We start from the raw sequence: 22,446 nt of genomic DNA on the forward strand, positions 1-22,446 counted from the left end.
CGGGGAGATATGAAGAAGCTGGGGATTATGTTCATCGTTAGCCTGATCGTGTTGTCAGGGGATATACGGCACAAAACCGCTCCCCGTTTGCCGGACGGGCCGATTGAAATCGTCGTGCCCGCAGAGCCATCCGGGGGCTGGGATTTAACAGCACAGGCTATCCAGTCTGTGCTCAAGCAAAAAGACATTGTAAGAAACTCCGTTCACATTGTGTATAAGCCCGGAAGCGGCGGTGATAAAGGCTGGAATTACGTGAACACACAGGATAAACCCACCATCAGCATGACATCTAGCTTGATACTAAGTAATTACATTCTCGGCCAAAGCAAACTGAAGCTAGACGATTTCACTCCATTAGCCATTCTCGCAAAAGAATGGCAGACTGTCGCCCTGCCAAAAGGGTCGGCGATACAAAACGGAAAACAGCTGCTGCGCCATATTAAGCAACATCCAGGCGAGGTCAAAATCGGCTTTGCGCCCGGACTTGGAAATGATGATCAGCTATCGTTCGTCAGGGCGGCTGAGATGTACGGCATTGACCCCTTTGACATCCAATTTTATCAGTACGACAGCAGCGAAGAACTGATTCAGGGGCTCATCAGGCATGAGATAGAAGCGGCGTCGATGACGGCATCTGAAGCAAAAAAATACTACAAGACCGGCGAGATCACATTAGCGGCGGTGACATCAGAAAAAAGGCTCGCCGGCTTTCGCAGTGTGCCGACTTGGAAAGAGCAAGGCATTCCGTTTGTCTTTTCTCATTGGAGAGGTATCATGGGACCGAAAGACATGTCGGATGAAGAGATTTTATATTGGGATCAGGCGTTAAAAAAAGTCACATCATCAGCTGAATGGAAGCGGAAAATAAAGGAGCAGGACTGGGAAAGCTTTTATTTAAACAGCCGGGAAACAAAACGGTTCTTAGAAGAACAATCAAGGTTCTATAAAGACATCATGAGCGGAGACCAATGAGTATTCTGTAAACTCGCAGAATACTTTTTTTATGATCAAAATGAACAAAAAGGTTATAAAAAATTAAAAATATATAAAATTCACAATATTTACTTTAGTATTTTTTTCTCATAAGATGACAAAAAGGCAAAGCAAAGGGGAGCAGAGCCTTTCAAAATGAAAGCGGATTCATAACTAGGGGGGATACTATGTTAGCAATCTTAGGCTTTTTTATGATGCTTGTGTTTATGGTGCTGATTATGACGAAACGGCTTTCTGTCCTGACGGCATTAGTCTTGACGCCGATTATATTTGCACTGATTGCCGGGTTTAAATTCAACGCTATCGGCGACATGATGATATCGGGGATTCAGCAGGTGGCGCCCACTGCGGTCATGATTATGTTTGCGATTTTATATTTCGGTATTATGATTGATACAGGGTTGTTCGATCCCATGGTCGCGAAAATATTAAATCTGGTCAAAGGCGATCCGTTAAAAATCGTGGTCGGGACTGCGGTGCTTACCATGCTTGTCGCTTTGGACGGAGACGGCTCGACCACCTATATGATTACGACAAGCGCCATGCTTCCGCTTTATTTGCTGCTTGGTATCCGGCCGATTATTTTAGCCGGTATTGCCGGCGTCGGCATGGGGATTATGAATACGATTCCGTGGGGCGGTGCGACACCAAGAGCGGCGAGCGCGCTGGGAGTTGATCCGGCTGAGCTGACGGGACCAATGATTCCTGTTATAGCAAGCGGGATGCTTTGTATGATTGCGGTCGCTTATGGGCTGGGAAAAATGGAAAGAAAACGTCTCGGCGTCATCGAGCTTAAGCAGCCCGCTCATACGAACGAAACGGCAGCCGCAGTAGAGGACGAATGGAAACGGCCGAAGCTTTGGTGGTTTAATTTATTGTTAACGCTTACATTAATAGGGTTTTTAGTTTCCGGAAAAGTGAATTTGACTGTGCTGTTTGTGATCGCGTTTTGTGTCGCCTTGATTGTGAACTATCCGAGGCTTGATCATCAAAGAGAACGCATTTCTGCCCATTCCAGCAATGTGCTCGCAATCGGATCAATGATCTTTGCGGCGGGTGTATTTACCGGTATTTTAACAGGAACAAAAATGGTCGATGAAATGGCGATTTCCCTTGTGTCTATGATCCCTGAACAAATGGGCGGGTTTATTCCGGTGATTGTAGCGTTAACGAGCGGCATATTTACGTTCCTCATGCCAAATGACGCGTATTTCTACGGGGTGCTTCCGGTTTTATCCGAAACGGCTGTTGCCTATGGCGTGGATAAAGTTGAAATCGCAAGAGCCTCCATCATCGGGCAGCCTATTCATATGCTCAGCCCGCTGGTTCCGTCTACACATTTGTTAGTCGGCCTTGTCGGCGTATCAATTGATGAGCATCAGAAATTTGCGATGAAATGGGCCGTTCTCGCTGTCGTCGTGATGACGGTGTGCGCTCTCTTAATCGGCGCGATTTCTATTGTATAAACATAAATTCAATTTAAAAGACGCAGACTAATGGCATTCAATGTTATGACGGAGGTGCCAACAATGAGTGATCCTTATATGCCGCTGTCATCAGTGAGAAGCGGCATGGGGTTTGAAGCGGCAAAGGGCGTGCATGGTCTGACTGTGCAAATTGTGAATGTGTATTTTGTTCAAAATCCGTCGCAGCCTCATGAGTTTGTATTAATAGATGCCGGGATGCCGAAATCAGCCGGCATGATTATAAAAGAAGCGAAACAAAGGTTTGGAGACAATTGTACATGTAAAGCAATTATTCTGACACACGGGCATTTCGATCATATAGGGGCCATTGAGGAGATATTGGAGCAATGGAAAGTCCCGGTTTATGTTCATGAAAAAGAGCTGCCGTATGTGACGGGACAAGAGGATTATCCGCCGGCCCGGCCAGACAGTAAAAGCGGGCTTGTCGCAAAGCTGTCTCCTCTGTTTCCGCGTCACTCCATTAATATCTCTTCCCATGTGCACACACTGCCGGAAGACGGCTCAGTTCCGTTTCTTGAGGAGTGGGAATGGCTGTTTACGCCGGGACACACCCCCGGCCATGTTTCTTTATTTCGTGAATCCGGCCGTGTGCTGCTGGCAGGTGATGCCGTCATCACGGTGGAACAGGAATCATTGGCCGATGTCATCATCCAAAAGCAGGAGCTTCATGGCCCGCCGGCATATTTTACGATGGACACAGCATTGGCGTCCGAGTCGATTCAAAGGCTTGCGAAGCTCGAGCCGGAAGCGCTGCTGACAGGACACGGCATACCGATGACGGGCAGGAACTATAGCAAAGACTTGAGTGCATTGGCAGAACGTTTGTCTGCTATTACGTAAACACCCCCAGCGGGTGTTTTTTTATGCCCAGTTTACCAAAAGATACAAAAAAACAATTTATGTTCCATAACAAAAACGATACAATGAAAAGCATGAATTGTGATATGAAGGAGAGAGTTTGTTGAAAGATCTAGAAATGCTCTGGTACGAAGCGAAAGAATTTATTGCCGTTTGCTATCAGGAATTGGGGAAAAGAGGGGAAGAAGCGAAACAACGTCTTGAGGACATTAAGAAAGAGATTGATCAGACGGGAAGTTATGTACATACAAGAGAAGAGCTGGAACACGGGGCAAAGATGGCATGGAGAAACAGCAACCGCTGCATCGGCCGTTTGTTTTGGAACTCGCTAAACGTCATTGACAGGCGGGATGTCCGGACGAAGGAAGAGGTGCGTGACGCATTATTCCAACATATTGAAACCGCAACAAATAACGGGAAAATCAAGCCGACAATTACGATTTTTCCCCCAGAGTGCCAAGGAGAAAAACAGATTGAAATCTGGAACCATCAGTTAATCCGCTATGCCGGATATGAATCCGAAGACGGAAGAATCGGTGACCCGGCATCCGCTTCCCTGACGGCTGCATGTGAGAAGCTCGGCTGGCGCGGGGAACGAACCGACTTTGATTTGCTGCCGATCGTCTTCCGCTTGAAGGGTGAGGCGCATCCGGTTTGGTATGAGCTGCCCCGTTCGCTCGTCATAGAGGTGCCGCTCTCGCACCCCGAAATAGAGTCGTTTTCAGATTTGGAGCTGAAGTGGTATGGTGTGCCGATTATTTCGGATATGAAGCTTGAAATCGGCGGCATTCATTACAACGCCGCTCCGTTCAACGGCTGGTACATGGGAACGGAGATCGGAGCAAGGAACCTCGCTGATGAAAAGAGATATGATATGCTGAAAAAAATCGCCTCCATCATGGGAATTGCCGCTGATTTTAATACCGATCTGTGGAAGGACCAGGCGCTTGTGGAATTGAACAAAGCCGTGCTTTATTCTTACAAAAAACACGGGGTGAGTATTGTCGACCATCATACAGCCGCAAGCCAATTTAAACGGTTTGAAGAACAGGAAGAAGAGGCTGGCAGGAAGCTGACGGGAGATTGGACGTGGCTGATTCCGCCGATATCTCCCGCTTCCACCCATATTTTTCACCGTTGCTATGACAACACGATCGTCAAACCGAATTATTTCTACCAAGATAAGCCTTATCAATAAATGATGGAAAACTTGTGATGGCCTTCAAGGGTGCGCGATTCTGAAACAGAGACGTTTGTGACTTCTGAAAAAGGGCTGCCCTTTTTGACAGCGTTCAGAAAAGGCTTCAAGGATTCTTCGGAACCTTCCGCCAGAATCTCGACCCGGCCGTCATCCCGGTTTTTCACCCAGCCGGCCAACTTGTAGCGATCCGCTTCTGATTGAACAAAGTAGCGAAAACCCACACCTTGGACACGGCCGTCTGCAATGATTCGATATTGGAGCATGTCAAAACCACCTTTTCTTATTATGATAATCGAATGGTTCCTATCACTGCAAAGGATGTGTTTATATGAATTCAACGCGTTTTCCCATTCTTTCTATTAATATCGGCAAACCGCAAACCTATGAATTTGAAGGGGGAAAAGTGGAAACCGGGATTGTGAAGCGCCCGGCAGAGTCGGCTGTCATGCTGTACCGTGAGAATTTTGCAGGAGACGGACAAGCCGACCTGGTCAATCACGGCGGCCGTGATAAAGCGGTTTGTGTATATCCGTCCGAGCATTATCCATATTGGGAGAACGCCCTAGCAAGACGGCTGCCGGAAGCGGCGTTTGGCGAAAACCTGACGGTAAAAGGACTGACGGAGCGGGACGTTTGGATCGGAGATGTGTATCAGCTGGACGAAGCGGTTGTTCAGGTCAGCCAGCCGCGCCAGCCCTGTGTGAAGCTTGCGAAAAAATACGGTGTGAAGGATATGGTGCTTCAAGTTCAGAAAACGGGATATACAGGCTTTTATTTCAGAGTGCTTGAGGAAGGGAACGTCTCGCCGGGTGCTGAGCTGGAATTGCTGTCCCGCGGCGCGCAAAAGATTTCAATCTCGTATGCGAACCAAGTAAAATACCATGACGCAAAAAATCTGACGGCGATTGAAGCGATCCTGCGTGAGGACACACTGTCAGAAAGCTGGAGAACGTCTTTTATCAAGAAACGGGACAGACTGCTGCAAGCTTGACCGCAAAAAAAGCCGGGCACTCAATGTGCGCGGCTTTTAAACGTTAGGATTGTTGGTTTTTTCTCGTTTCAAGCAAGTTGGCAAGAAAATAGGTTTTAAAGCTTTGAAGCTTTCTTCCTTCATAGTGTGTTACACCGTGTTTTTTTAATTCTTCTACATACCAGCCTTTACTGCCATAATGCATGTCAGAAAACTCCTTTCCCATCTCCTGCACAGGAGAGTTTGTTCAGTTTTTTACCAAACTTTTGGCATTGTAACATCTATAAAAAGACGTTGAAAAGGGGTGTTTGGCAAACTGAGTCTTTCGGTCTAGAAGGTGTGAAGTTCTCTAACATGTATATGTAAAGGACAAGCGTTTCATGCTTTAATGGCCGGTCAATTTTAAAAGCACGATGCCAAGCGTCATAATGCCGAACACGATTCCGATATAGATCAGCATCCCGTTTTTTTTCTTGATTCCAAAAAAGGTCAGGATGATGCTCTCAATGAAAAAAATGATCCCAAAAATAATAAACCACATGCGGACTGGCTCCTTTCGCAACATCATGTATAGTGTACCATAATGGACAGCCTTGAGCCCGGCGCGCACATTAAAAATGCCGGGCACTGTACTGTGCCCGGCAGCCTATTATTCTGTATCAACCAGCTTGACAAGAAGCTGGGCCAAACGCTGCTTTTCATCCTCGTCTGCCACTCGCCACAACTCTTGCAGAAGCATTTCTTCTCCGTTTTGCGGCTCCTCGTGTTTGGCGAGATAGTCCCCGAGGATGGCGGCACTTTTGATGATTTTTCCATCATCTAATCCGAATTTCTTTCCTAGGTCCACTTGTTTTTTCAAATAAGCTTTAAATTCTTCAAAGTCTTTTAAAATGTCCTTTTTATCTGTTCCGTGCATCGCATGCATTTCGTTTTCGATTTGGATTTTTTCTTTATCTCTGTTGATGACTATCCCTCCTTCGCCGATAGTATTGTTTTACCTGTTCTTGAAGGGGGATAAACATGCCGGATGTCCAGACCTGTTTTTACAGCGTTGTTAAGATAATCGGTTTGTCTTTCGTAATCACGATCGAATGCTCAACTTGGGCGACAAGACTTTTGTCAGGTGTCTTAAAGGTCCAGCCGTCTCCGCTCTCAACAATGGTTTCTGCTTTCGTTGAGATAAACGGTTCGAGTGCAATCACCGTGCCATTTTTGAAAAGGGCGTTATCAAACGGATCATAATAATTCATGATATGATTCGGCTCTTCATGCAGGTTTCTGCCGATCCCGTGGCCGGTCAGAGTTTTAATGACGGTGAAGCCTTGAGAACGGGCTTCATGATATACGGCTCTTCCGATCTGGTTTTGGCGCTTGCCCGCTTTAGCCTGCTGGAGCCCTTTTTGAAAGGCGTCTTCAGCGCATTGGCAAAGCTTATGGAGGCGTTCTTCTCCTTCACCGAGGACAAAGGAAATGCCGGTATCCGAGTAAAAGCCGCCGAATTCAGCGGAGATATCAATGTTAACCAGATCGCCCGCTTTTAAAATGGTCGATGTGCTCGGAATGCCATGAGCCACTTCGTCATTTACACTGATGCATGTCACACCGGGAAAATCATATTCCTTTTCCGGAGCTGACACGGCCCCATGTTCATCAAGCACCGCTTTACCGATCAGGTCAAGATCTTTTGTGCTCATGCCGGGCTCTGCTTTTTTCTTCATTTCTTCTCGTGCCAAGGCAACGATTCTGCCGATTTTTTTAAGGCCTTCTAATTCTTGATCGTTTGTTACAATCATCTTCATTCCCGCTTTCTTTTTACATAATCTCATTTAAGCTTACCACAACTGGTTCAAAAATAGGAAACCCGCCGGCCTGATAAATATGAAAGTGATACAGGAAAATTGGTATAGATAACTAGTTATCTTATGTGGTATATTTGAAAAAAAGGGTTAGAGGGGGATGGGTGTTATGCTTCAGTTTTTGCAAAAACTCGGGAAATCATTTATGCTCCCGATTGCGGTGCTGCCCGCAGTCGGGATTATCCTTGCGATAGGGAGAGAGGATTTGTTTAATATCCCATTTGTGTATCAAGCGGGGTCAGCGGTTTTTGCTCATTTGCCGCTTGTTTTTGCGATCGGGATAGCTATCGGCATTGCCAAAGACAGCAATGGAGCGGCGGCCTTATCGGGTGCGATATCCTATGTTATGCTGGATGCCGCGACAAAAGCGATTGATAAAACGAACAACATGGCGGTGTTTGGTGGAATTATCGCCGGTTTAATTGCGGGTTATACGTATAACCGCTTTAAGGATACGAAGCTGCCGGAATACCTTGGGTTTTTCAGCGGAAGGCGTCTTGTTCCAATTGTAACCGCTATCGTGACGGTTATACTGGCAGGAATATTCGGTTTTGTATGGCCTCCGATTCAGTCGGCAATCAATGAATTTGGAGAATGGATGCTTGGACTCGGCGGAATCGGGGCGGGAATATTCGGTGTGTTTAACCGGCTGCTGATTCCGATGGGGCTGCATCATGTGCTGAATAATATTTTCTGGTTCCAGTTTGGTGAATTTAATGGAGTTACAGGCGATTTGGCGCGATTTTTTGCCAAAGACCCGACAGCAGGCACATACATGACCGGGTTTTTCCCGATTATGATGTTCGGTCTGCCCGCGGCTTGTTTTGCGATGATTGTAACCGCTAAGCCTGAAAAACGGAAAGCGACGGCAGGTATGATGATTGGATTAGCGCTGACCGCTTTCATTACGGGAATCACAGAGCCGATTGAATTTTCCTTTATGTTTTTATCACCGCTGTTATATGTTGTTCATGCCATATTAACGGGATTGTCCTTATTTATTGTAAATGTTCTTGGAATAAGGTCCGGATTTACTTTTTCTGCCGGAGGCATTGATTTTTTGGCCAGCTACGGAATAGCGGAAAAACCGCTGCTTCTGCTAGTGATCGGGTTGTGTTACGCTGTTTTATACTTTGTCGTCTTTTATGTGCTGATCAGAGTATTAAACTTGAAAACACCTGGACGGGAAGATGATGATCCGGATGAAGTGCTGGATGAGGACACTGCAAATTCCGTCAATGACAACCTCATGTTGAGGGGCCTGGGCGGAAAAACGAATCTTCAAACCATCGACCACTGTGCGACAAGGCTTCGGCTGACTGTCAACAGCACGTCTTTGATAGATGAGGCCCTGCTCAAAAAAGCGGGAGCAAAAGGAGTTGTGAAAGCTGGCAGCAACTCGGTGCAAGTTATCATCGGGCCGAATGTGGAATTTGCAGCGGAAGAATTAAAAGCTGCGGTAAAAGATTGATGAAATAAAAAAGCGGAGAGGGCAGCCTCTCCGCTTTTTTTTATTTGTCTTTATCGTCTGATGAAGTTGTTTCAGATTCATCATGCTTCGTATAATCATAGTCGGACGGGTTCACTTTTTCGAAACCTTTCGGTGTATAGAAACGCAGCAAATCGCCGTTTATGATTTTATCAGACATTTCGAGTTCTTTTTTGACAAGCGAGTCTTCTTTCTTATCGACTTCAGATTCTTCCAGAAGCTCTCCGGTCTTTGTATCATAATATTTACCGGATATTTTCGTGTACTTAGGAGAAATAAAGTCCCCGTTTCGGAACGGAATCACTTCACGGTGCTCTTTCGATAAGATATCAGAGCCTGACATCAAATAATCCTTCGTATCTACTCCGAGTAAATGAAGAACAGTCGGAGCCACATCGACATCACCGGCGTATTTATGAACTTTCTCACCTTTTACGCCCGCAGCGTGAATAAATAATGGAACCCGCTGAAGCTGAGCATTATCATAATCGGTGATTTCGTCTTTGCCGAGTACTTTTGCCATTGCTGTATTGTGGTTTTCAGAGATGCCGTAATGGTCTCCGTACATCACAATAATGGATTTATCGTACAGACCGTCTTTTTTCAGATCATTAAAGAACTGCTCAATCGACTGGTCAAGGTAATTCGCGGACTGGAAGTAATTGTTGACGACAGAATCGCCAAAGTCTCCGGCCGGGAAGTCTGTATCCTCTTTATCCATTCCGAATGGGAAATGGTTGGACAGCGTAATGAACTTCGTATAGAACGGTTCTTGTAAGCTTTCCAAAAGCGGCATGGATTCTTTGAAATACGGTTTATCTTTCATACCGTAGTTTTTAATGTTTTCTTCACTCATGTCATAGTAAGCGGAATCGAAAAACTTATCAATGCCTTCCGCTTTGTACATTTCATTCCGGTTCCAGAAGGTTTGCGTATTGCCATGGAAAGCTGCAGACGTGTAGTCTTGAGATTTCAGAATGGCAGGAACTGATTGAAGCGTGTTTTGTGCTTTGTTTACAAATACCGATCCTTGAGACAATGGATACAGAGAGTTTTCCATCATAAACTCTGCATCAGAGGTTTTGCCTTGTCCCGTTTGGTGGAAAAAGTTATCAAAGTAGAACGTTTCGTTATCGTGTGCCAGTTTGTTTAAAAACGGCGTGACTTCCTTACCGTTAATTTTGTAGTCAATGATAAATGACTGCAGCGATTCTAAAGAGACGTAAATCACATTTTTGCCTTCCGCTTTGCCGAAGTACACATTATTCGGCACGTCGTAGTTGGCTTTCATATAGTTTTCAACGTCCGTTACATCGCTTGAATCCGCAAGTACACGCTGGCTGTTTGATTTCACATTTTGCACGGCGTCATAAATCGTAAAGTTATAGGTTCCCAGATATTTGACGAGATAGTTGCGGTCGAATGATCTTGTCAGCAATTCAGGACGGTCCGATTCAGCCACAGCAAGGTTGATTAAGAAAACCAGCACGGCAGAGGCAAGGACAATGCGGAAAGATTTTTTATTCGACGTTGTTTCGGCAGGCTTATTGACCTTGAGGGCCAAAATAATCAAAATGACCGTATCAATAAAATAGAAAACGTCAGTCGGGCTCATCAGCGAAAAGGCGCTGTCTCCAAGCTGCCCTCCGTTTGTTTTAGCCTGCATAATAACGGGAATGGTAATAAAATCATTAAAGAATCTGTAATACACAATGTTTGCGTACAGTAAAAAAGACATTAAAAAATGAATCACTATAATGGCTGTCTGCTGTAATCTTTTCTTGAATAAGAGTCCAAATCCAAGAAAGAACAGGCTGGAGCTGAGCGGATTCACAAAAAGCAATATTTTTTGGATCATGTTGTCAATTCCCAAATTAAAGTTCAGGACATAAGCGACATACGTTTTCATCCATAAGAGGACGGCGGCAACCAAGAAGAAGGCCAGTCCTTTTTCTTTTATAAATTTTTTCATTGTTACACTCCTTTTTCCCGATCACAGTTCAAGGCGGAACGATAGAAAAAACGAACGTAATTAAATATACCATGAATCCGGCGATTAGAAAAGTGAAAAACGGTTTATGGGTAAAGTGCCGAAAAACACTGTCGAATCAACGTTTATCATAGGTTTTTCCGGATTTTTTTGCGGTGTTGTTTATTTGTAAATATGGATGGATATGGGTTGGTATGCACGCATATGGTAAAATAGAAACAATAAATGAAAAAGGAGCGGGATCATGGATTTTGCGCAAATTGTGGCTGAGGATAAAATCAAACGCGCCATTCAAGAAGGAGAATTTCAAAACCTGCCGGGGATGGGAAAGCCGCTTCCAAAGGATGACGCAGCCCACTTGCCGGAATCGCTCAGAATGGGATACCGCATCTTGAAAAATGCCGGAATGGCAGAAGACGAGGGCGCGCTCAAAAAAGAGCTGATGACCATTAACCAGTTGATAGCCAAATGCTATGATGAAGAAGAGCGAAAGCAATTAATCAGAACGAAAACGGAAAAACAGCTCAGGCTCGACAAGCTGATCAGCAAAAAAGACATGTTTGCCAAGCCGGCTTCTGCCTTTTATAAAAGCAAGGTGGATGACAAGCTGGGACGATAGTCATTTCAATCTGCTCCTAAAAAACGCCAAACAACGTTTACTTTCTTCCTATTGTGGTAATGACCCATAAATGAAAAAAAGGGTGATGGGATGGATCAGTTATTGCAATGGGTGGAACGTGTATCTGACTGGATGTGGGGTCCTCCTCTGATTATATTGCTGACGGGGACAGGACTGTATTTTACGATTTTACTGAAATTTTTTCAGTTTCGTTATCCGTTATATATTTTCAAACAAACGATCGGCAGTGTAGGGAAAGAGCCGAAGGGAGAGGGGACGGTCACGCCGCTGCAGGCATTGACGTCGGCTCTAAGCTCGACTATCGGTGCAGCTAATATTGTCGGTGTGCCGGCAGCCATTATGTTCGGCGGACCGGGAGCAGTCTTTTGGATGTGGCTGATCGCGCTGTTTGCCATGGCGATTAAGTTTTCGGAAAGCGTGCTTGCCGTTCATTACAGAGAAAAAAATGAACATGGCGAATTTGTCGGGGGACCGATGTATTACATAACAAAAGGGTTAAAGATGAAATGGCTTGGCGTCTTCTTTTCAGTTGCACTTATTGTGGAGTTGATTCCAAGCATTATGGTACAGGGGAATTCCGTTTCTTCATCGCTTGCCTTAACCTTTTCCTTCAATGAATGGGCTGTAGGCATTGTCATGGCTGTTATTGTTGGATTTGTCGTGCTTGGCGGGATTACAAGAATCGGGAAAGTGACGGAGTGGTTCGTTCCGCTGATGGCGGGAATTTACATAGGAGCGGGCGTATGGATTATGGTAACGAACGGCTCGAGTATTCCTGCATTTTTTTCACTGGTATTTTCTGACGCGTTTCAGCCTTCTGCCGCTGTCGGCGGTTTTGGCGGCGCCGCATTGGCGGAAACGATCCGCTGGGGTTTCGCCCGGGGGCTTTATTCCAACGAAGCGGGAATGGGAACAGCTCCGATTGCCCACGCCGCGGCGATGACCGATCATCCTGTCAGACAGGGTTTCTGGTCAATTACCGGAATTGTCATTGATACACTAATCATTTGTACGGTGACAGCGTTTGTCGTGGTGTCGTCAGGGGTATGGACGAAAGAGAATGCAGCGTCTGATCCTTCTTCTTTGACAGCAGCAGCCTTTGAACATTATTTCGGCGCTTTTGGCGGGTATTTGGTTGCTGTGTCTCTTGTATTCTTTGTGGTCTCAACGATATTGGTTGTGATTTTTTACGGGGCGAAACAGGCAGAATTTTTATTCGGCTTAAAAGCAGGCCCCGTGATGAAGGCTGTTTATTTAGCAGCCATCATTGTGGGTGCAGTCGGCGGCGCGAAGCTGATTTGGGGTTTTCTTGATCTAGCGCTGTGCGGCATTCTTCTGCCTAATATTATCGCGTTGCTTCTATTAAGTAAGAAAGTCCGCGCCTTATTTGACGAATTCTTTCAATCTGAACAGTTTTATTTACGGGATATAAAAAAAGCAAAATCATCTGAGAAAGTCGTAAAGTCCTGATATTCAGGGCTTTTTTTGTGTGTAAAGGTCTTTTGGCACGATTCTGGTATGAAAGCGCTATAAAAAGTTGTTGACTACATGTATATACAAGAATACAATAGATTCATAACATGTATATACAAGTTTATCAATAGAAATGAAAACGGTTACGGAGGGGTTGGCATGGGTGAGCTTACTAGATCTGTACGGCAGATTGTCGATGCTGTCGGCGGAAGAGAAAATATAGCAGCGGCGACTCATTGTGTTACACGTTTACGGTTTGCGTTACTGGATGATAGCAAGGTTGATCAAGAGGTGCTTGATCAAATTGATGTGGTAAAGGGATCTTTTTCAACAAACGGCCAGTTTCAGGTGGTCATCGGCCAGGGAACAGTCAATAAAGTATATGCGGAACTGGTGAAGGAAACGGGAATCGGCGAGTCGTCAAAGGATGAGGTAAAGAAGGCTTCAGAAAAAAACATGAATCCTTTGCAGCGTGCTGTGAAAACGCTTGCTGATATTTTTATCCCGATTTTGCCTGCGATTGTTACAGCGGGTTTGCTAATGGGGATCAACAACATTTTAACCGCTCAAGGCATTTTCTTCAGCTCCAAATCAATTGTTCAAGTCTATCCGCAGTGGGCGGACCTTGCGAATATGATCAACTTGATTGCGGGAACGGCCTTTACCTTTCTGCCTGCTTTAATCGGCTGGTCGGCGGTGAAGCGATTTGGGGGCAATCCTCTGCTCGGCATTGTGCTTGGCGTAATGCTTGTGCATCCGGATTTGTTAAACGCTTGGGGCTACGGTGCGGCAGAGCAAAGCGGCGAGATTCCGGTCTGGAATTTATTCGGCCTAGAGGTGCAAAAGGTCGGCTATCAAGGCCAAGTGCTTCCGATCCTGCTCGCTTCCTATTTATTGGCGAAGCTGGAGCTGTTTTTAACAAAACGCACGCCGGAGGGCATACAGCTATTGGTGGTAGCGCCGATCACTCTGCTTGTCATCGGATTTGCTTCCTTTATCATTATTGGACCGATTACTTTTGCGATCGGCAATGTATTGACATCAGGCCTCATTGCGATTTTCGGATCATTCTCCGCGCTTGGCGGTCTGTTGTATGGCGGGTTATACTCGGCCCTTGTTATTACAGGAATGCATCACACGTTCTTAGCAGTCGATCTTCAGCTGATCGGTTCCAAGCTCGGCGGCACGTTCTTATGGCCGATGCTTGCGCTTTCGAATATCGCACAAGGCTCAGCTGCGTTAGCGATGATGTTTATCGTAAAGGATGAGAAACAAAAAGGACTTTCTTTAACCTCGGGAATTTCTGCCTATCTCGGCATTACGGAGCCGGCGATATTCGGGGTGAACCTCCGTTACAGATTTCCGTTTATCATCGCCATGATCAGCTCAGGGCTGGCCGGCATGTACATTTCTACACAAGGTGTATTGGCAAGTTCAGTCGGCGTCGGCGGCGTGCCGGGGATCTTCTCCATCATGAGCCAGTACTGGGGCGCGTTTGCGATCGGAATGGCGATTGTGCTGATCGTTCCGTTTGCGGGCACATACGCCTACGCAAGATTGAAGCGAAAATAATAATAGATCGGGAGCGGGACGCATATACAGCAGTCCCTTTTCCCCTTTCAATAGAAAAAAATTAGTGGTGGTGCTGAATATGAAAACAACGCAACAGCCATGGTGGAAAAAAGCCGTGGTTTATCAAATTTATCCGAAAAGCTTTAAGGATACGACAGGAAACGGCATTGGCGATTTGAATGGTGTGATAGAGAAGCTTGATTATTTGAAGGAGCTTTCTGTTGATGTCATATGGCTGACGCCTGTTTATGACTCTCCGCAGTACGATAACGGCTATGATATAAAGGATTATTACAGCATTTATAAGGACTACGGTACAATGGAAGATTTTGAGCGCTTATTAGATGAAGCGCACAATAGAGGCATCAAGGTTGTGATGGATCTTGTTGTGAACCATACCTCAGTTGAGCATCAATGGTTTAAGGACGCCGCTTCCTCAAAGGATTCTCCGTACCGTGATTTTTATATTTGGAAGGACCCGAGGGAAGACGGCTCGGCTCCGACTAATTGGGAATCGAAATTCGGAGGCTCCGCATGGAAATTTGACGCTTCCAGCGGGCAGTATTATTTGCACTTGTTTGATGTGACGCAGGCTGACCTGAACTGGGAAAATGAAGAAGTCAGAAAGCATGTATATGACATGATGCATTTTTGGTTTCAAAAGGGCATTGACGGCTTTCGGCTCGATGTCATCAATTTGATTTCCAAAGATCGGCGTTTTCCTGATGCAGAGGACGGTAGCGATGGGCGTTCGTTTTACACTGACGGACCTCGGGTGCACGAATATCTTCATGAAATGAACAAAGAAGTGTTTTCCCATTATGACAGCATGACCGTCGGGGAGATGTCTTCTACATCAGTTGATCATTGCGTCCGGTATACAAATCCGGCAAGCAAAGAGCTTGATATGACATTCAACTTTCACCATTTAAAAGTAGACTATCCAAACGGAGAAAAATGGGCGCTGGCTCCGTTTGATTTTCTGAAATTGAAGGAGATTTTGTCGGCTTGGCAGACGGAAATGCATGCCGGCGGAGGCTGGAACGCTTTGTTTTGGTGTAATCACGACCAGCCGCGAATTGTCTCCAGATACGGAGATGACGGAATGTATCGGGAAAAGTCAGCAAAAATGCTAGCAACCGCGATTCATATGATGCAGGGCACTCCGTACATTTATCAAGGTGAGGAATTTGGCATGACCAATCCGAAGTTTCAGCAAATAAGCTCTTACCGGGACGTGGAATCGCTGAATATGTACCGTCTTATGAAGAAAAATGGTGTGGCGGAAGAGGAGATTCTGGCAATACTGAGAGAGAAATCCCGTGATAATTCCAGAACCCCTGTGCAGTGGAACAGCGAGGCGAATGCGGGTTTTACAACCGGGACGCCATGGATATCGGTTGCAGACAATTACCGGGAGATCAACGCCGAAGCCGCGCGCAAGGACAAAAACTCGATTTTTCACCATTACAAAAAACTGATCCAGATCAGAAAAGAATATGATATTGTCACCGATGGGGAGTACGAACTGATTGACAAAGATGACCCGAACATTTTTGCGTATGTAAGGCACGGTGAGAATGAAAAATTGCTCGTCATCAATAACTTTTACGGCACGGAAGCGGTTTTTACACGTCCTGAGCAGTTTGAGCTTGAACAATGGACGTATACAGTGCTTCTCTCAAACGACGAAGAAGTGAGGGAAGGATGTCCGAAACAGCTTAGGCTCCGCCCGTATGAATCCATCGTTTATCATCTGACAAAACCGTGCTAAACTAGTCTGGGTGGTAATAAATGAAAGCAAATAAATATATTTCGATTTATAAAGACATCGCACAGCACATTGAATGGGAAAAATGGAAGGCGGAGGAGACTCTCCCGTCTGAAAATGACCTGTCCGTACAATACGATACATCCAGAGAAACCGTCCGCAAGGCGCTCAACATGCTTGCGCAAAACGGTTATATTCAGAAGATCAAAGGCAAAGGCTCGGTCATTCTGAACAGAGAAAAAATGCAATTTCCCGTCTCAGGCCTTGTCAGCTTCAAAGAACTTGCGCAGACGCTTGGCAAGGAAACCGAAACAACCGTTCATAAATTCGGATTGATTCTTCCCCCAGATCTGATTCAAAAGCAGCTTCAGGCACTGCCGGATGAAGATGTATGGGAAGTGATCAGATCGAGAAAGATTGACGGCGAGCACGTCATCTTGGACAAGGATTACTTTTACAGAAAACATGTCCCGCATCTGACAAAGGAAATTTGCGAAGACTCGATTTACGAATATATTGAAGGGGAGCTTGGGCTTACGATCAGCTACGCACAAAAAGAAATCGTCGCAGAGCCGTGCACAGATGAAGACAGGGACTATCTTGATCTGTACGGATATGATCATATGGTGGTCGTAAAAAACTACGTCTTCTTAGAGGACACAACCCTTTTTCAATATACGGAAAGCAGACACCGTCTGGATAAATTCCGCTTTGTAGATTTCGCGAGACGGGGAAAATAAAGCGCGGCTGCCTTTGGCAGACCGCGTTTTTGTATCTGATTGGTATCAAAATTGATACTATCCAACAAAAATGTGCGTACTTTTACTTTTTAAAATAATGGCTACAATAGAAATCAGATTAACCAAAAGGAGAGGTGCTGACATGGCAGATTTAAAAACACAAATTATTGATGCATACAAATTCAGACACGCGACGAAGGAATTTGATCCTGCTAAAAAAATATCAGAAAGTGATTTTGAATTTATTTTAGAAACAGGCAGACTGTCTCCAAGCTCGCTCGGTCTTGAGCCTTGGAAATTCGTAGTCGTGCAAGATCCGGCATTGCGTGAAAAGCTTCGCGAATATACATGGGGCGCGCAAAAGCAATTGCCGACGGCAAGCCACTTTGTGCTGATCCTCGCGCGTACGGCAAAGGATATCACATTTGATTCCGATTACGTGAAACAGCATTTAAAAGAAGTGAAACAAATGCCGGAAGAAATGTATGAAGGATACTTAAAAAAGACAGAGGAATTCCAGAAACATGATTTTCATTTGTTAGAAAGCGACAGAGCCATATTTGACTGGGCTTCAAAACAAACTTATATTGCTCTTGGCAACATGATGACCGCTGCCGCGCAAATCGGAATCGATTCCTGCCCTGTCGAAGGATTCAATTACGACGAGATCCACCGTATTCTTGAGGGAGAAGGGTTACTTGAAAACGGAAGCTTCGACATCTCCGTTATGGCGGCATTCGGCTACCGTGTCAGAGAACCTCGTCCGAAAACAAGATCGGCTGTTGAAGATGTTGTGAAATGGGTGTAAAAAAAAGCTGCTCGTAATGAGCAGCTTTTTTTATGCTTGATCCGCTTTATTCTGCTTTCTCCGCTGATACAGATACAGAGCGGTGCCGAGTGCGCTGAGCAAAAATCCGGCTAACAGAATGGAGTACATAGAGGTGGCGGTGTCAGGCAGTAAGCCGCCGCCCGGCATGTCATCTCCTGAACCTCCTGTTGTGTCTGTCGGTTCGGTGCCTGGCGGTGTTTGCGTGTCACTGCCATCATTCGGCTGTTTTCCGTCATTGCCGCCGCCATCATTGCCGTGGTTCCCATCTGACGGGTTATCGGCTGGAAAATCAGGCGGTGTGCCGTCAGCTCCGGCGTTTAAGACGGTGTATTCACTAAAGTGATTCGTATATCCGGTGACAACGTCATGCCGAACGGAGCCATTGTCTGTTTTTGTGAATAGTTTCTTTTTCCGGTCAACATAGTAGACCGCGGGATTTTTCGCTTTTTTCATATCATTGATCCGAAGAGACAGCTGAACTGGTTCATCGAAGGTGTTAACGTCTTTTCCGTTTTGTTCAATGCTGAAATCATACACATTTGCCAGTGCAGCGTCCATATCTTCTGTCGATTCGATCCCGATTGCGGCCTCGGCTGATTCGATGTTGGAAAGCGGAAGCTTCATACCGAACCAATGGTTAAATATCGTGACAGTCGGATCGGTTTTCCGTGCTTTTAACAAATCTATTTGATTTTTCGTCAGCTTGAGATTGATTTTGTTTGCAGTGCCTTCGTCCTTTTCAAAGTAGACCATCGCCGTATTTGCGTTGTTTGCATAAACGGAAAACAATTCATCATTGTCAAGCGTCCAGCTGCCATCTTTTTGCTTTGTCGGCAGGTAGACTTCTTTGACGCGGTTTTCGATTTTCGGAGAAACTTTTTCTTCTTTTTCAAGCTGTTCCGTGAATATCTCATAATCAACATAGCCTAAGTCTTCTCCGCGGGAAGCCTTTGTAAAGACGGAATACCCATCACCGCCCGCTCCGACGAAATTATTTGTCGCCACACGGTAGGTGCTGTCCTCGTTTACTTTATCTGTGCTTCCGTCGCCATTTACCATTTTGACATCAATCACGCGTTTTCCCGGCTCATTTTGTAACGTGAAAGTATATTCAATGCCGGCCACATGAGGGAAGGCGCCGCCTCCGTCTTCCACGCCGCTCAAGCCTTGCTCGAGGGCTTCTTTAATTTGTTTTCCTGTTAAGTCTGCGACATAAAGGGTATTGCCGAACGGCATGACGTTCAGAACTTCTCCGAGTGTGATTTTGCCCTTATCAATGCCCGCTCTGATGCCGCCGCCATTTGTGATGGCGATTTGTGCGCCCGCTGATTCTTTCGCTTTTGCCAGCATGCCGTCAGCGATAAAGTTACCGAGATTGGTTTCCTTCGTTCGCACATGTTCACGCTGTCCGTCGAGCGCCACGTCAGTATAGCCGACTTTTTCATTTTTTACGTCCTCTAACTCGTTTTTGAACTTGCCGAGCTGTTTTTTTGCATCTGGGTCTTCTTTAATGGTTTCATCGATCGGAAGAGCTTTGAGATTTGATTTGTCCGTCTGAACGATTCCGTCTTTATCAAACGCAAGATCTACTCGGCCTAAATACTGGCCATATTCCTTAGCTTGCGCCACGATTGTCGGTTCTTCATTGTCCACAACCTCCATCTTGTCAACGAGCGTATGAGAATGTCCGCCGACAATCAAGTCGATGCCTTTTACTTTTTTGGCCAGCTCAAGATCACGATTATGCCCGATATGGGTCAGGGCGATAATTTTGTTGACCTTCTCTTTGTCCTGAATTTCCTTCACTGTGTTTTGCGCTGTTTCAAAGGCATCATTAAAAACAATGCTTTTTCCCGGACTGGATGTTGTCGAGGTATCTTCTGTCGTGAGTCCGAATACGGCGACTTTTTCGCCGTCAACGTCAAGCAAAATATATGGGTGGATGCCTGCTTCCTTCTTTTCTCCCGCGGTGAATGTCTGCGGGTCTTTCATGAATGGCTTCAGTTTAGGCTCTTTGGAGACATCCACATTGGCACTGACGATCGGAAACTCAGGCGCTTTGAATTGATAGTGGTTCGCCGGGTCGACGGCGGTGCTGTTTCCGCTGAGAAAATCAGCAAGCACTTTCGGGCCTTTGTCAAATTCATGGTTCCCAAAAGTCATCGCGTCATATCCCATCTTATTCATGAACTGAAGATCAGCGAGCCCGTTCCATTTTGTAAATAAAGATCGCCGGAAAACACATCTCCCGCGTCCAGCAGAAGATTGTGATCCGTTTCGTTACGCACCTCGTTTACTTTCGTCATCCGTCTTGCTGCATCGTCGAGGTGGGCGTGCGTGTCATTGGTATGCATAACCGTCAGATTCCATATGTCATCATCCGGCGGATTTGTCACCGGATCATCATCAAACTGCAGCTTGTACAATCCATAGCCCGCATTAGATGATTCGCCCAGATACGCAACGTCATCAGCTTCTTCTGCGAACGGTTTAGCAAGCAGAGAGGACTCAAACGTAAGGTTCGTTCCCGCTACAGGGGCGATGGACCAGTTGTTATCCGCTTTTGGATTGATCTTTTTCTGATCAAGAATGTAATTCATCAGCACCTGTCTGTTTTCATCAGCTGATGCATACACAATTTTATCATTGGACAAATGAGGAAAGCCTCCGCCGCCCGAAGCCCGGTAATTGTTTGTGACGACAAGAAACTCTTGATCGGCATCTATCGGTTTTCCTTCGTAGGAAAGATTGATGATTCGGCCGGAATCGGAATTGATCATTTTACCGTTTGCGTTATATTTAGCAGGTTTTGTGACATCAACTTGGTAGGTGACGCCGTCAATCACATCAAAATTGTAAGAACGGAAGCTGTCATTCAGCAAAGCCTGATTGCCGCCTTTATTAGGTGTAATCTGATTGAATTGGCCTGCGGACATTTCCAGCCAATCCTTAACCTCGCTTCCGGTCAGTTTTACGATTTGCACGGTATTGTCATACAGATACAAATCACCTACGTTTTTAATTGCCAGATCGCCTGCTGCGATGTTGGTGTAATAATTGGACCCGTTTCGCCCGCCTGCTTTAAAGGGCGCTCCTGCCGACAAAATCGGGAGGTCCTTATATTTTGAATCCTTCATGACATCCTGCGCATACCATTTCTGCGCGTCTGTCACGATTTGGATGGATGGGTCGTCTTTCACCTGTGCAAAAAAGCTGTTGATATCAGCTTCTGTTTGCCCGACCGGTTTTCTGACATACTCCAGCGTGTTTTCATGTGTTTGCTTAATTGTGTTTGTTACCGTTTCATCTCTGCTTGTGACTGTACCTGCAATCGGTTCGATGCTGCCTTTGGAATCAGCGACCCGCCATGAGCCGTCCGATTGCTCCAGATTAAGATCAATGACGCCTAAATACTTGCCCCAGTTGCTCGGCATCACAACCGGAATGCCATTAATCGTGCCTTTTTCAACATCGAACTTGTCGATTCCGGCATACTCTGCATCAGGAAAGAGTCCGTGCTGGTGGCCGGAGACGATGGCGTCAATGCCGTCTGTTTTTGTGGCAAGGTCGAATACCGCATTTTCCGCTCCGGTTGACTGTGCTTGTTTTTCAATGCCGGTATGGGCGAGGGCGATAATGACATCTGCGCCTTCCGCCTTCATTTGCGGAATCGTTTCATTGGCCGATTCGACAATATCCTGAACTTGGACGTTTCCTTCCAGATGTTTTTTATCCCATGTCATGATTTGCGGCGGAACAAAGCCGATATAGCCGACTTTAATGCGCTGCTCGTTTCCGTTTTCATCTGTTACGGTTTTTTCATCAATCACATACGGCGTAAAGCGATGCTTTCCGCTGAGTGTTTTGACATTGGCGTTTACAATCGGAAAACCGGCGCCTTTTATCGTGCCGTCCAAAAAGTCGAGACCGTAATTGAACTCATGGTTGCCAAGTGTGCCGGCGTCATAATCCAAGTGGTTCATAACATCAATAATCGGATGGGTTTTTGCGCCCGAGATAATGTCGTCTTTTTCGTATTTCACCGCATACTCGCCAAGCGGATTCCCCTGAATCAAGTCTCCGTTATCAACGAGAAGGGTGTTTGGGTTTTCTTTGCGGTGCTTTGCGATTAATTCAGCTGTTCTTGCGAGGCCGAATTCCGCTGTTTCTTTGTCGCTGTAGTAATCATAATCCATCATGTGGGCATGAATGTCCGTTGTCGCTAAAATACTGAGATTCACATGAGGATCAGCGCTTTCTTCTGCTCGAATGGGTGATGCTGGGAGGATTAGACTAAGTATCATAATTGAGGATAGCAGAATACGGAGAATCGTTTTGTTATTGCCTCGGCTTTTCTGTATTCCCACCTGTTCTCCACCTTTCAACCAAATTTTTGTCACATTCCCTATTGTAAGAATGTTTTGTAAACTTTTGTAGATGTTTCGCCTCGATTATTGTAAAAGGGTGAAAAAATGAGGATAATGGCGCATGTGTCTGACTTGCTGAATGAGCCTTATTGCTCAGAAGTCCTTTGTTTTTAGAAGACAATGTTTTACTTTAGTGTGGCTGGGGTACAT

The 22,446-nt window shown here is 45.7% G+C and carries 18 protein-coding genes and 1 pseudogene; 12 read left to right on the forward strand and 7 right to left on the reverse strand.

Going from position 1 to position 22,446, the window contains the following annotated elements; translation table 11 throughout:
• The first annotated feature begins 9 nt into the window (after nucleotides 1-9).
• The 4 genes from AAHT65_RS11015 (at nucleotide 10) to nosA (ending at nucleotide 4,536) form a co-directional block, all read left to right on the forward strand.
• Complete coding sequence (locus tag AAHT65_RS11015; protein WP_343310236.1) at nucleotides 10-972, forward strand: tripartite tricarboxylate transporter substrate binding protein; 963 nt, start codon at nucleotides 10-12, stop codon at nucleotides 970-972.
• A gap of 188 nt (nucleotides 973-1,160) precedes the next feature.
• Nucleotides 1,161-2,459 (forward strand): CitMHS family transporter, encoded by a 1,299-nt coding sequence (locus AAHT65_RS11020; protein WP_343310238.1) that lies wholly within the window; start codon nucleotides 1,161-1,163, stop codon nucleotides 2,457-2,459.
• Between the two features lie 63 nt (nucleotides 2,460-2,522).
• Nucleotides 2,523-3,320, forward strand: coding sequence for an MBL fold metallo-hydrolase (locus tag AAHT65_RS11025; RefSeq protein ID WP_343310239.1), 798 nt, complete (start codon nucleotides 2,523-2,525; stop codon nucleotides 3,318-3,320).
• 136 nt (nucleotides 3,321-3,456) lie between these two features.
• Nucleotides 3,457-4,536 (forward strand): nitric oxide synthase, encoded by a 1,080-nt coding sequence (nosA, locus tag AAHT65_RS11030; protein WP_373687794.1) that lies wholly within the window; start codon nucleotides 3,457-3,459, stop codon nucleotides 4,534-4,536.
• Here the strand turns inward: nosA and AAHT65_RS11035 are convergent.
• Entirely contained in the window at nucleotides 4,530-4,802 is a 273-nt protein-coding gene (locus AAHT65_RS11035) for an acylphosphatase (RefSeq protein WP_003328622.1), read from the reverse strand. The two genes, nosA and AAHT65_RS11035, sit on opposite strands and share 7 nt — an antisense overlap.
• A 65-nt stretch (nucleotides 4,803-4,867) precedes the next feature.
• Here AAHT65_RS11035 and AAHT65_RS11040 point away from each other — a divergent pair, with 65 nt between their 5' ends.
• Nucleotides 4,868-5,530, forward strand: coding sequence for an MOSC domain-containing protein (locus AAHT65_RS11040; RefSeq protein WP_106034815.1), 663 nt, complete (start codon nucleotides 4,868-4,870; stop codon nucleotides 5,528-5,530).
• 43 nt (nucleotides 5,531-5,573) lie between these two features.
• Here AAHT65_RS11040 and AAHT65_RS11045 read toward each other — a convergent pair whose 3' ends face one another.
• The 4 genes from AAHT65_RS11045 to map form a co-directional block, all read right to left on the reverse strand.
• Nucleotides 5,574-5,714, reverse strand: coding sequence for a YflJ family protein (locus tag AAHT65_RS11045; protein WP_343310240.1), 141 nt, complete (start codon nucleotides 5,712-5,714; stop codon nucleotides 5,574-5,576).
• 180 nt (nucleotides 5,715-5,894) lie between these two features.
• A complete protein-coding gene (locus AAHT65_RS11050; RefSeq protein WP_003328625.1) occupies nucleotides 5,895-6,050 on the reverse strand; it encodes a hypothetical protein in 156 nt (51 codons plus the stop codon).
• A 108-nt stretch (nucleotides 6,051-6,158) separates the two neighbouring features.
• Nucleotides 6,159-6,473, reverse strand: coding sequence for a DUF3243 domain-containing protein (locus AAHT65_RS11055; RefSeq protein WP_034718078.1), 315 nt, complete (start codon nucleotides 6,471-6,473; stop codon nucleotides 6,159-6,161).
• Between the two features lie 79 nt (nucleotides 6,474-6,552).
• On the reverse strand, nucleotides 6,553-7,302 hold the full coding sequence (gene map, locus AAHT65_RS11060) for a type I methionyl aminopeptidase (protein WP_199681382.1): 750 nt from the start codon (nucleotides 7,300-7,302) through the stop codon (nucleotides 6,553-6,555).
• 172 nt (nucleotides 7,303-7,474) lie between these two features.
• On the opposite strand from map, the gene nagE reads away from it, so the two are divergent.
• Nucleotides 7,475-8,836 carry an N-acetylglucosamine-specific PTS transporter subunit IIBC gene (gene nagE / locus AAHT65_RS11065; protein ID WP_088116728.1) on the forward strand — a complete coding sequence of 454 codons (1,362 nt, stop codon included), beginning with the start codon at nucleotides 7,475-7,477 and terminating at the stop codon, nucleotides 8,834-8,836.
• Between the two features lie 40 nt (nucleotides 8,837-8,876).
• On the opposite strand, the gene AAHT65_RS11070 is transcribed toward nagE, so the two are convergent.
• On the reverse strand, nucleotides 8,877-10,826 hold the full coding sequence (locus AAHT65_RS11070) for an LTA synthase family protein (RefSeq protein ID WP_063638909.1): 1,950 nt from the start codon (nucleotides 10,824-10,826) through the stop codon (nucleotides 8,877-8,879).
• Between the two features lie 262 nt (nucleotides 10,827-11,088).
• Between AAHT65_RS11070 and AAHT65_RS11075 the strand changes: the two genes are divergently transcribed.
• The 6 genes from AAHT65_RS11075 (at nucleotide 11,089) to AAHT65_RS11100 (ending at nucleotide 17,848) form a co-directional block, all read left to right on the forward strand.
• On the forward strand, nucleotides 11,089-11,463 hold the full coding sequence (locus AAHT65_RS11075; RefSeq protein ID WP_003328631.1) for a DUF1992 domain-containing protein: 375 nt from the start codon (nucleotides 11,089-11,091) through the stop codon (nucleotides 11,461-11,463).
• Nucleotides 11,464-11,553: 90 nt separating this feature from the next.
• Nucleotides 11,554-12,954 carry an alanine/glycine:cation symporter family protein gene (locus tag AAHT65_RS11080; RefSeq protein ID WP_094231630.1) on the forward strand — a complete coding sequence of 467 codons (1,401 nt, stop codon included), beginning with the start codon at nucleotides 11,554-11,556 and terminating at the stop codon, nucleotides 12,952-12,954.
• 162 nt (nucleotides 12,955-13,116) lie between these two features.
• On the forward strand, nucleotides 13,117-14,529 hold the full coding sequence (gene treP, locus AAHT65_RS11085) for a PTS system trehalose-specific EIIBC component (protein WP_003328633.1): 1,413 nt from the start codon (nucleotides 13,117-13,119) through the stop codon (nucleotides 14,527-14,529).
• Nucleotides 14,530-14,608: 79 nt separating this feature from the next.
• Nucleotides 14,609-16,303: an alpha,alpha-phosphotrehalase gene (gene treC, locus AAHT65_RS11090; protein WP_343310241.1), complete on the forward strand. Its 1,695-nt coding sequence runs from the start codon at nucleotides 14,609-14,611 to the stop codon at nucleotides 16,301-16,303.
• Nucleotides 16,304-16,323: 20 nt separating this feature from the next.
• A complete protein-coding gene (treR, locus tag AAHT65_RS11095) occupies nucleotides 16,324-17,040 on the forward strand; it encodes a trehalose operon repressor (protein WP_003328635.1) in 717 nt (238 codons plus the stop codon).
• A 142-nt stretch (nucleotides 17,041-17,182) separates the two neighbouring features.
• Nucleotides 17,183-17,848 carry an NAD(P)H-dependent oxidoreductase gene (locus tag AAHT65_RS11100; RefSeq protein WP_343310242.1) on the forward strand — a complete coding sequence of 222 codons (666 nt, stop codon included), beginning with the start codon at nucleotides 17,183-17,185 and terminating at the stop codon, nucleotides 17,846-17,848.
• Between the two features lie 30 nt (nucleotides 17,849-17,878).
• Here AAHT65_RS11100 and AAHT65_RS11105 read toward each other — a convergent pair.
• Nucleotides 17,879-22,236: pseudogene (locus AAHT65_RS11105) on the reverse strand (multifunctional 2',3'-cyclic-nucleotide 2'-phosphodiesterase/3'-nucleotidase/5'-nucleotidase).
• Between the last annotated feature and the right edge of the window lie 210 nt (nucleotides 22,237-22,446).

The organism is Bacillus atrophaeus (assembly GCF_039519175.1).
GTDB classification, from domain to species: Bacteria; Bacillota; Bacilli; order Bacillales; family Bacillaceae; genus Bacillus; species Bacillus atrophaeus.

Bases quoted from the DNA above. Each gene is read 5' to 3' on its own strand.
- AAHT65_RS11015 (WP_343310236.1), top strand. From the start codon at position 10: ATGAAGAAGCTGGGGATTATGTTCATCGTTAGCCTGATCGTGTTGTCA.
- AAHT65_RS11020 (WP_343310238.1), top strand. From the start codon at position 1,161: ATGTTAGCAATCTTAGGCTTTTTTATGATGCTTGTGTTTATGGTGCTG.
- AAHT65_RS11025 (WP_343310239.1), top strand. From the start codon at position 2,523: ATGAGTGATCCTTATATGCCGCTGTCATCAGTGAGAAGCGGCATGGGG.
- nosA (WP_373687794.1), top strand. From the start codon at position 3,457: ATGCTCTGGTACGAAGCGAAAGAATTTATTGCCGTTTGCTATCAGGAA.
- AAHT65_RS11035 (WP_003328622.1), bottom strand. From the start codon at position 4,802: ATGCTCCAATATCGAATCATTGCAGACGGCCGTGTCCAAGGTGTGGGT.
- AAHT65_RS11040 (WP_106034815.1), top strand. From the start codon at position 4,868: ATGAATTCAACGCGTTTTCCCATTCTTTCTATTAATATCGGCAAACCG.
- AAHT65_RS11045 (WP_343310240.1), bottom strand. From the start codon at position 5,714: ATGCATTATGGCAGTAAAGGCTGGTATGTAGAAGAATTAAAAAAACAC.
- AAHT65_RS11050 (WP_003328625.1), bottom strand. From the start codon at position 6,050: ATGTGGTTTATTATTTTTGGGATCATTTTTTTCATTGAGAGCATCATC.
- map (WP_199681382.1), bottom strand. From the start codon at position 7,302: ATGATTGTAACAAACGATCAAGAATTAGAAGGCCTTAAAAAAATCGGC.
- nagE (WP_088116728.1), top strand. From the start codon at position 7,475: ATGCTTCAGTTTTTGCAAAAACTCGGGAAATCATTTATGCTCCCGATT.
- AAHT65_RS11070 (WP_063638909.1), bottom strand. From the start codon at position 10,826: ATGAAAAAATTTATAAAAGAAAAAGGACTGGCCTTCTTCTTGGTTGCC.
- AAHT65_RS11075 (WP_003328631.1), top strand. From the start codon at position 11,089: ATGGATTTTGCGCAAATTGTGGCTGAGGATAAAATCAAACGCGCCATT.
- AAHT65_RS11080 (WP_094231630.1), top strand. From the start codon at position 11,554: ATGGATCAGTTATTGCAATGGGTGGAACGTGTATCTGACTGGATGTGG.
- treP (WP_003328633.1), top strand. From the start codon at position 13,117: ATGGGTGAGCTTACTAGATCTGTACGGCAGATTGTCGATGCTGTCGGC.
- treC (WP_343310241.1), top strand. From the start codon at position 14,609: ATGAAAACAACGCAACAGCCATGGTGGAAAAAAGCCGTGGTTTATCAA.
- treR (WP_003328635.1), top strand. From the start codon at position 16,324: ATGAAAGCAAATAAATATATTTCGATTTATAAAGACATCGCACAGCAC.
- AAHT65_RS11100 (WP_343310242.1), top strand. From the start codon at position 17,183: ATGGCAGATTTAAAAACACAAATTATTGATGCATACAAATTCAGACAC.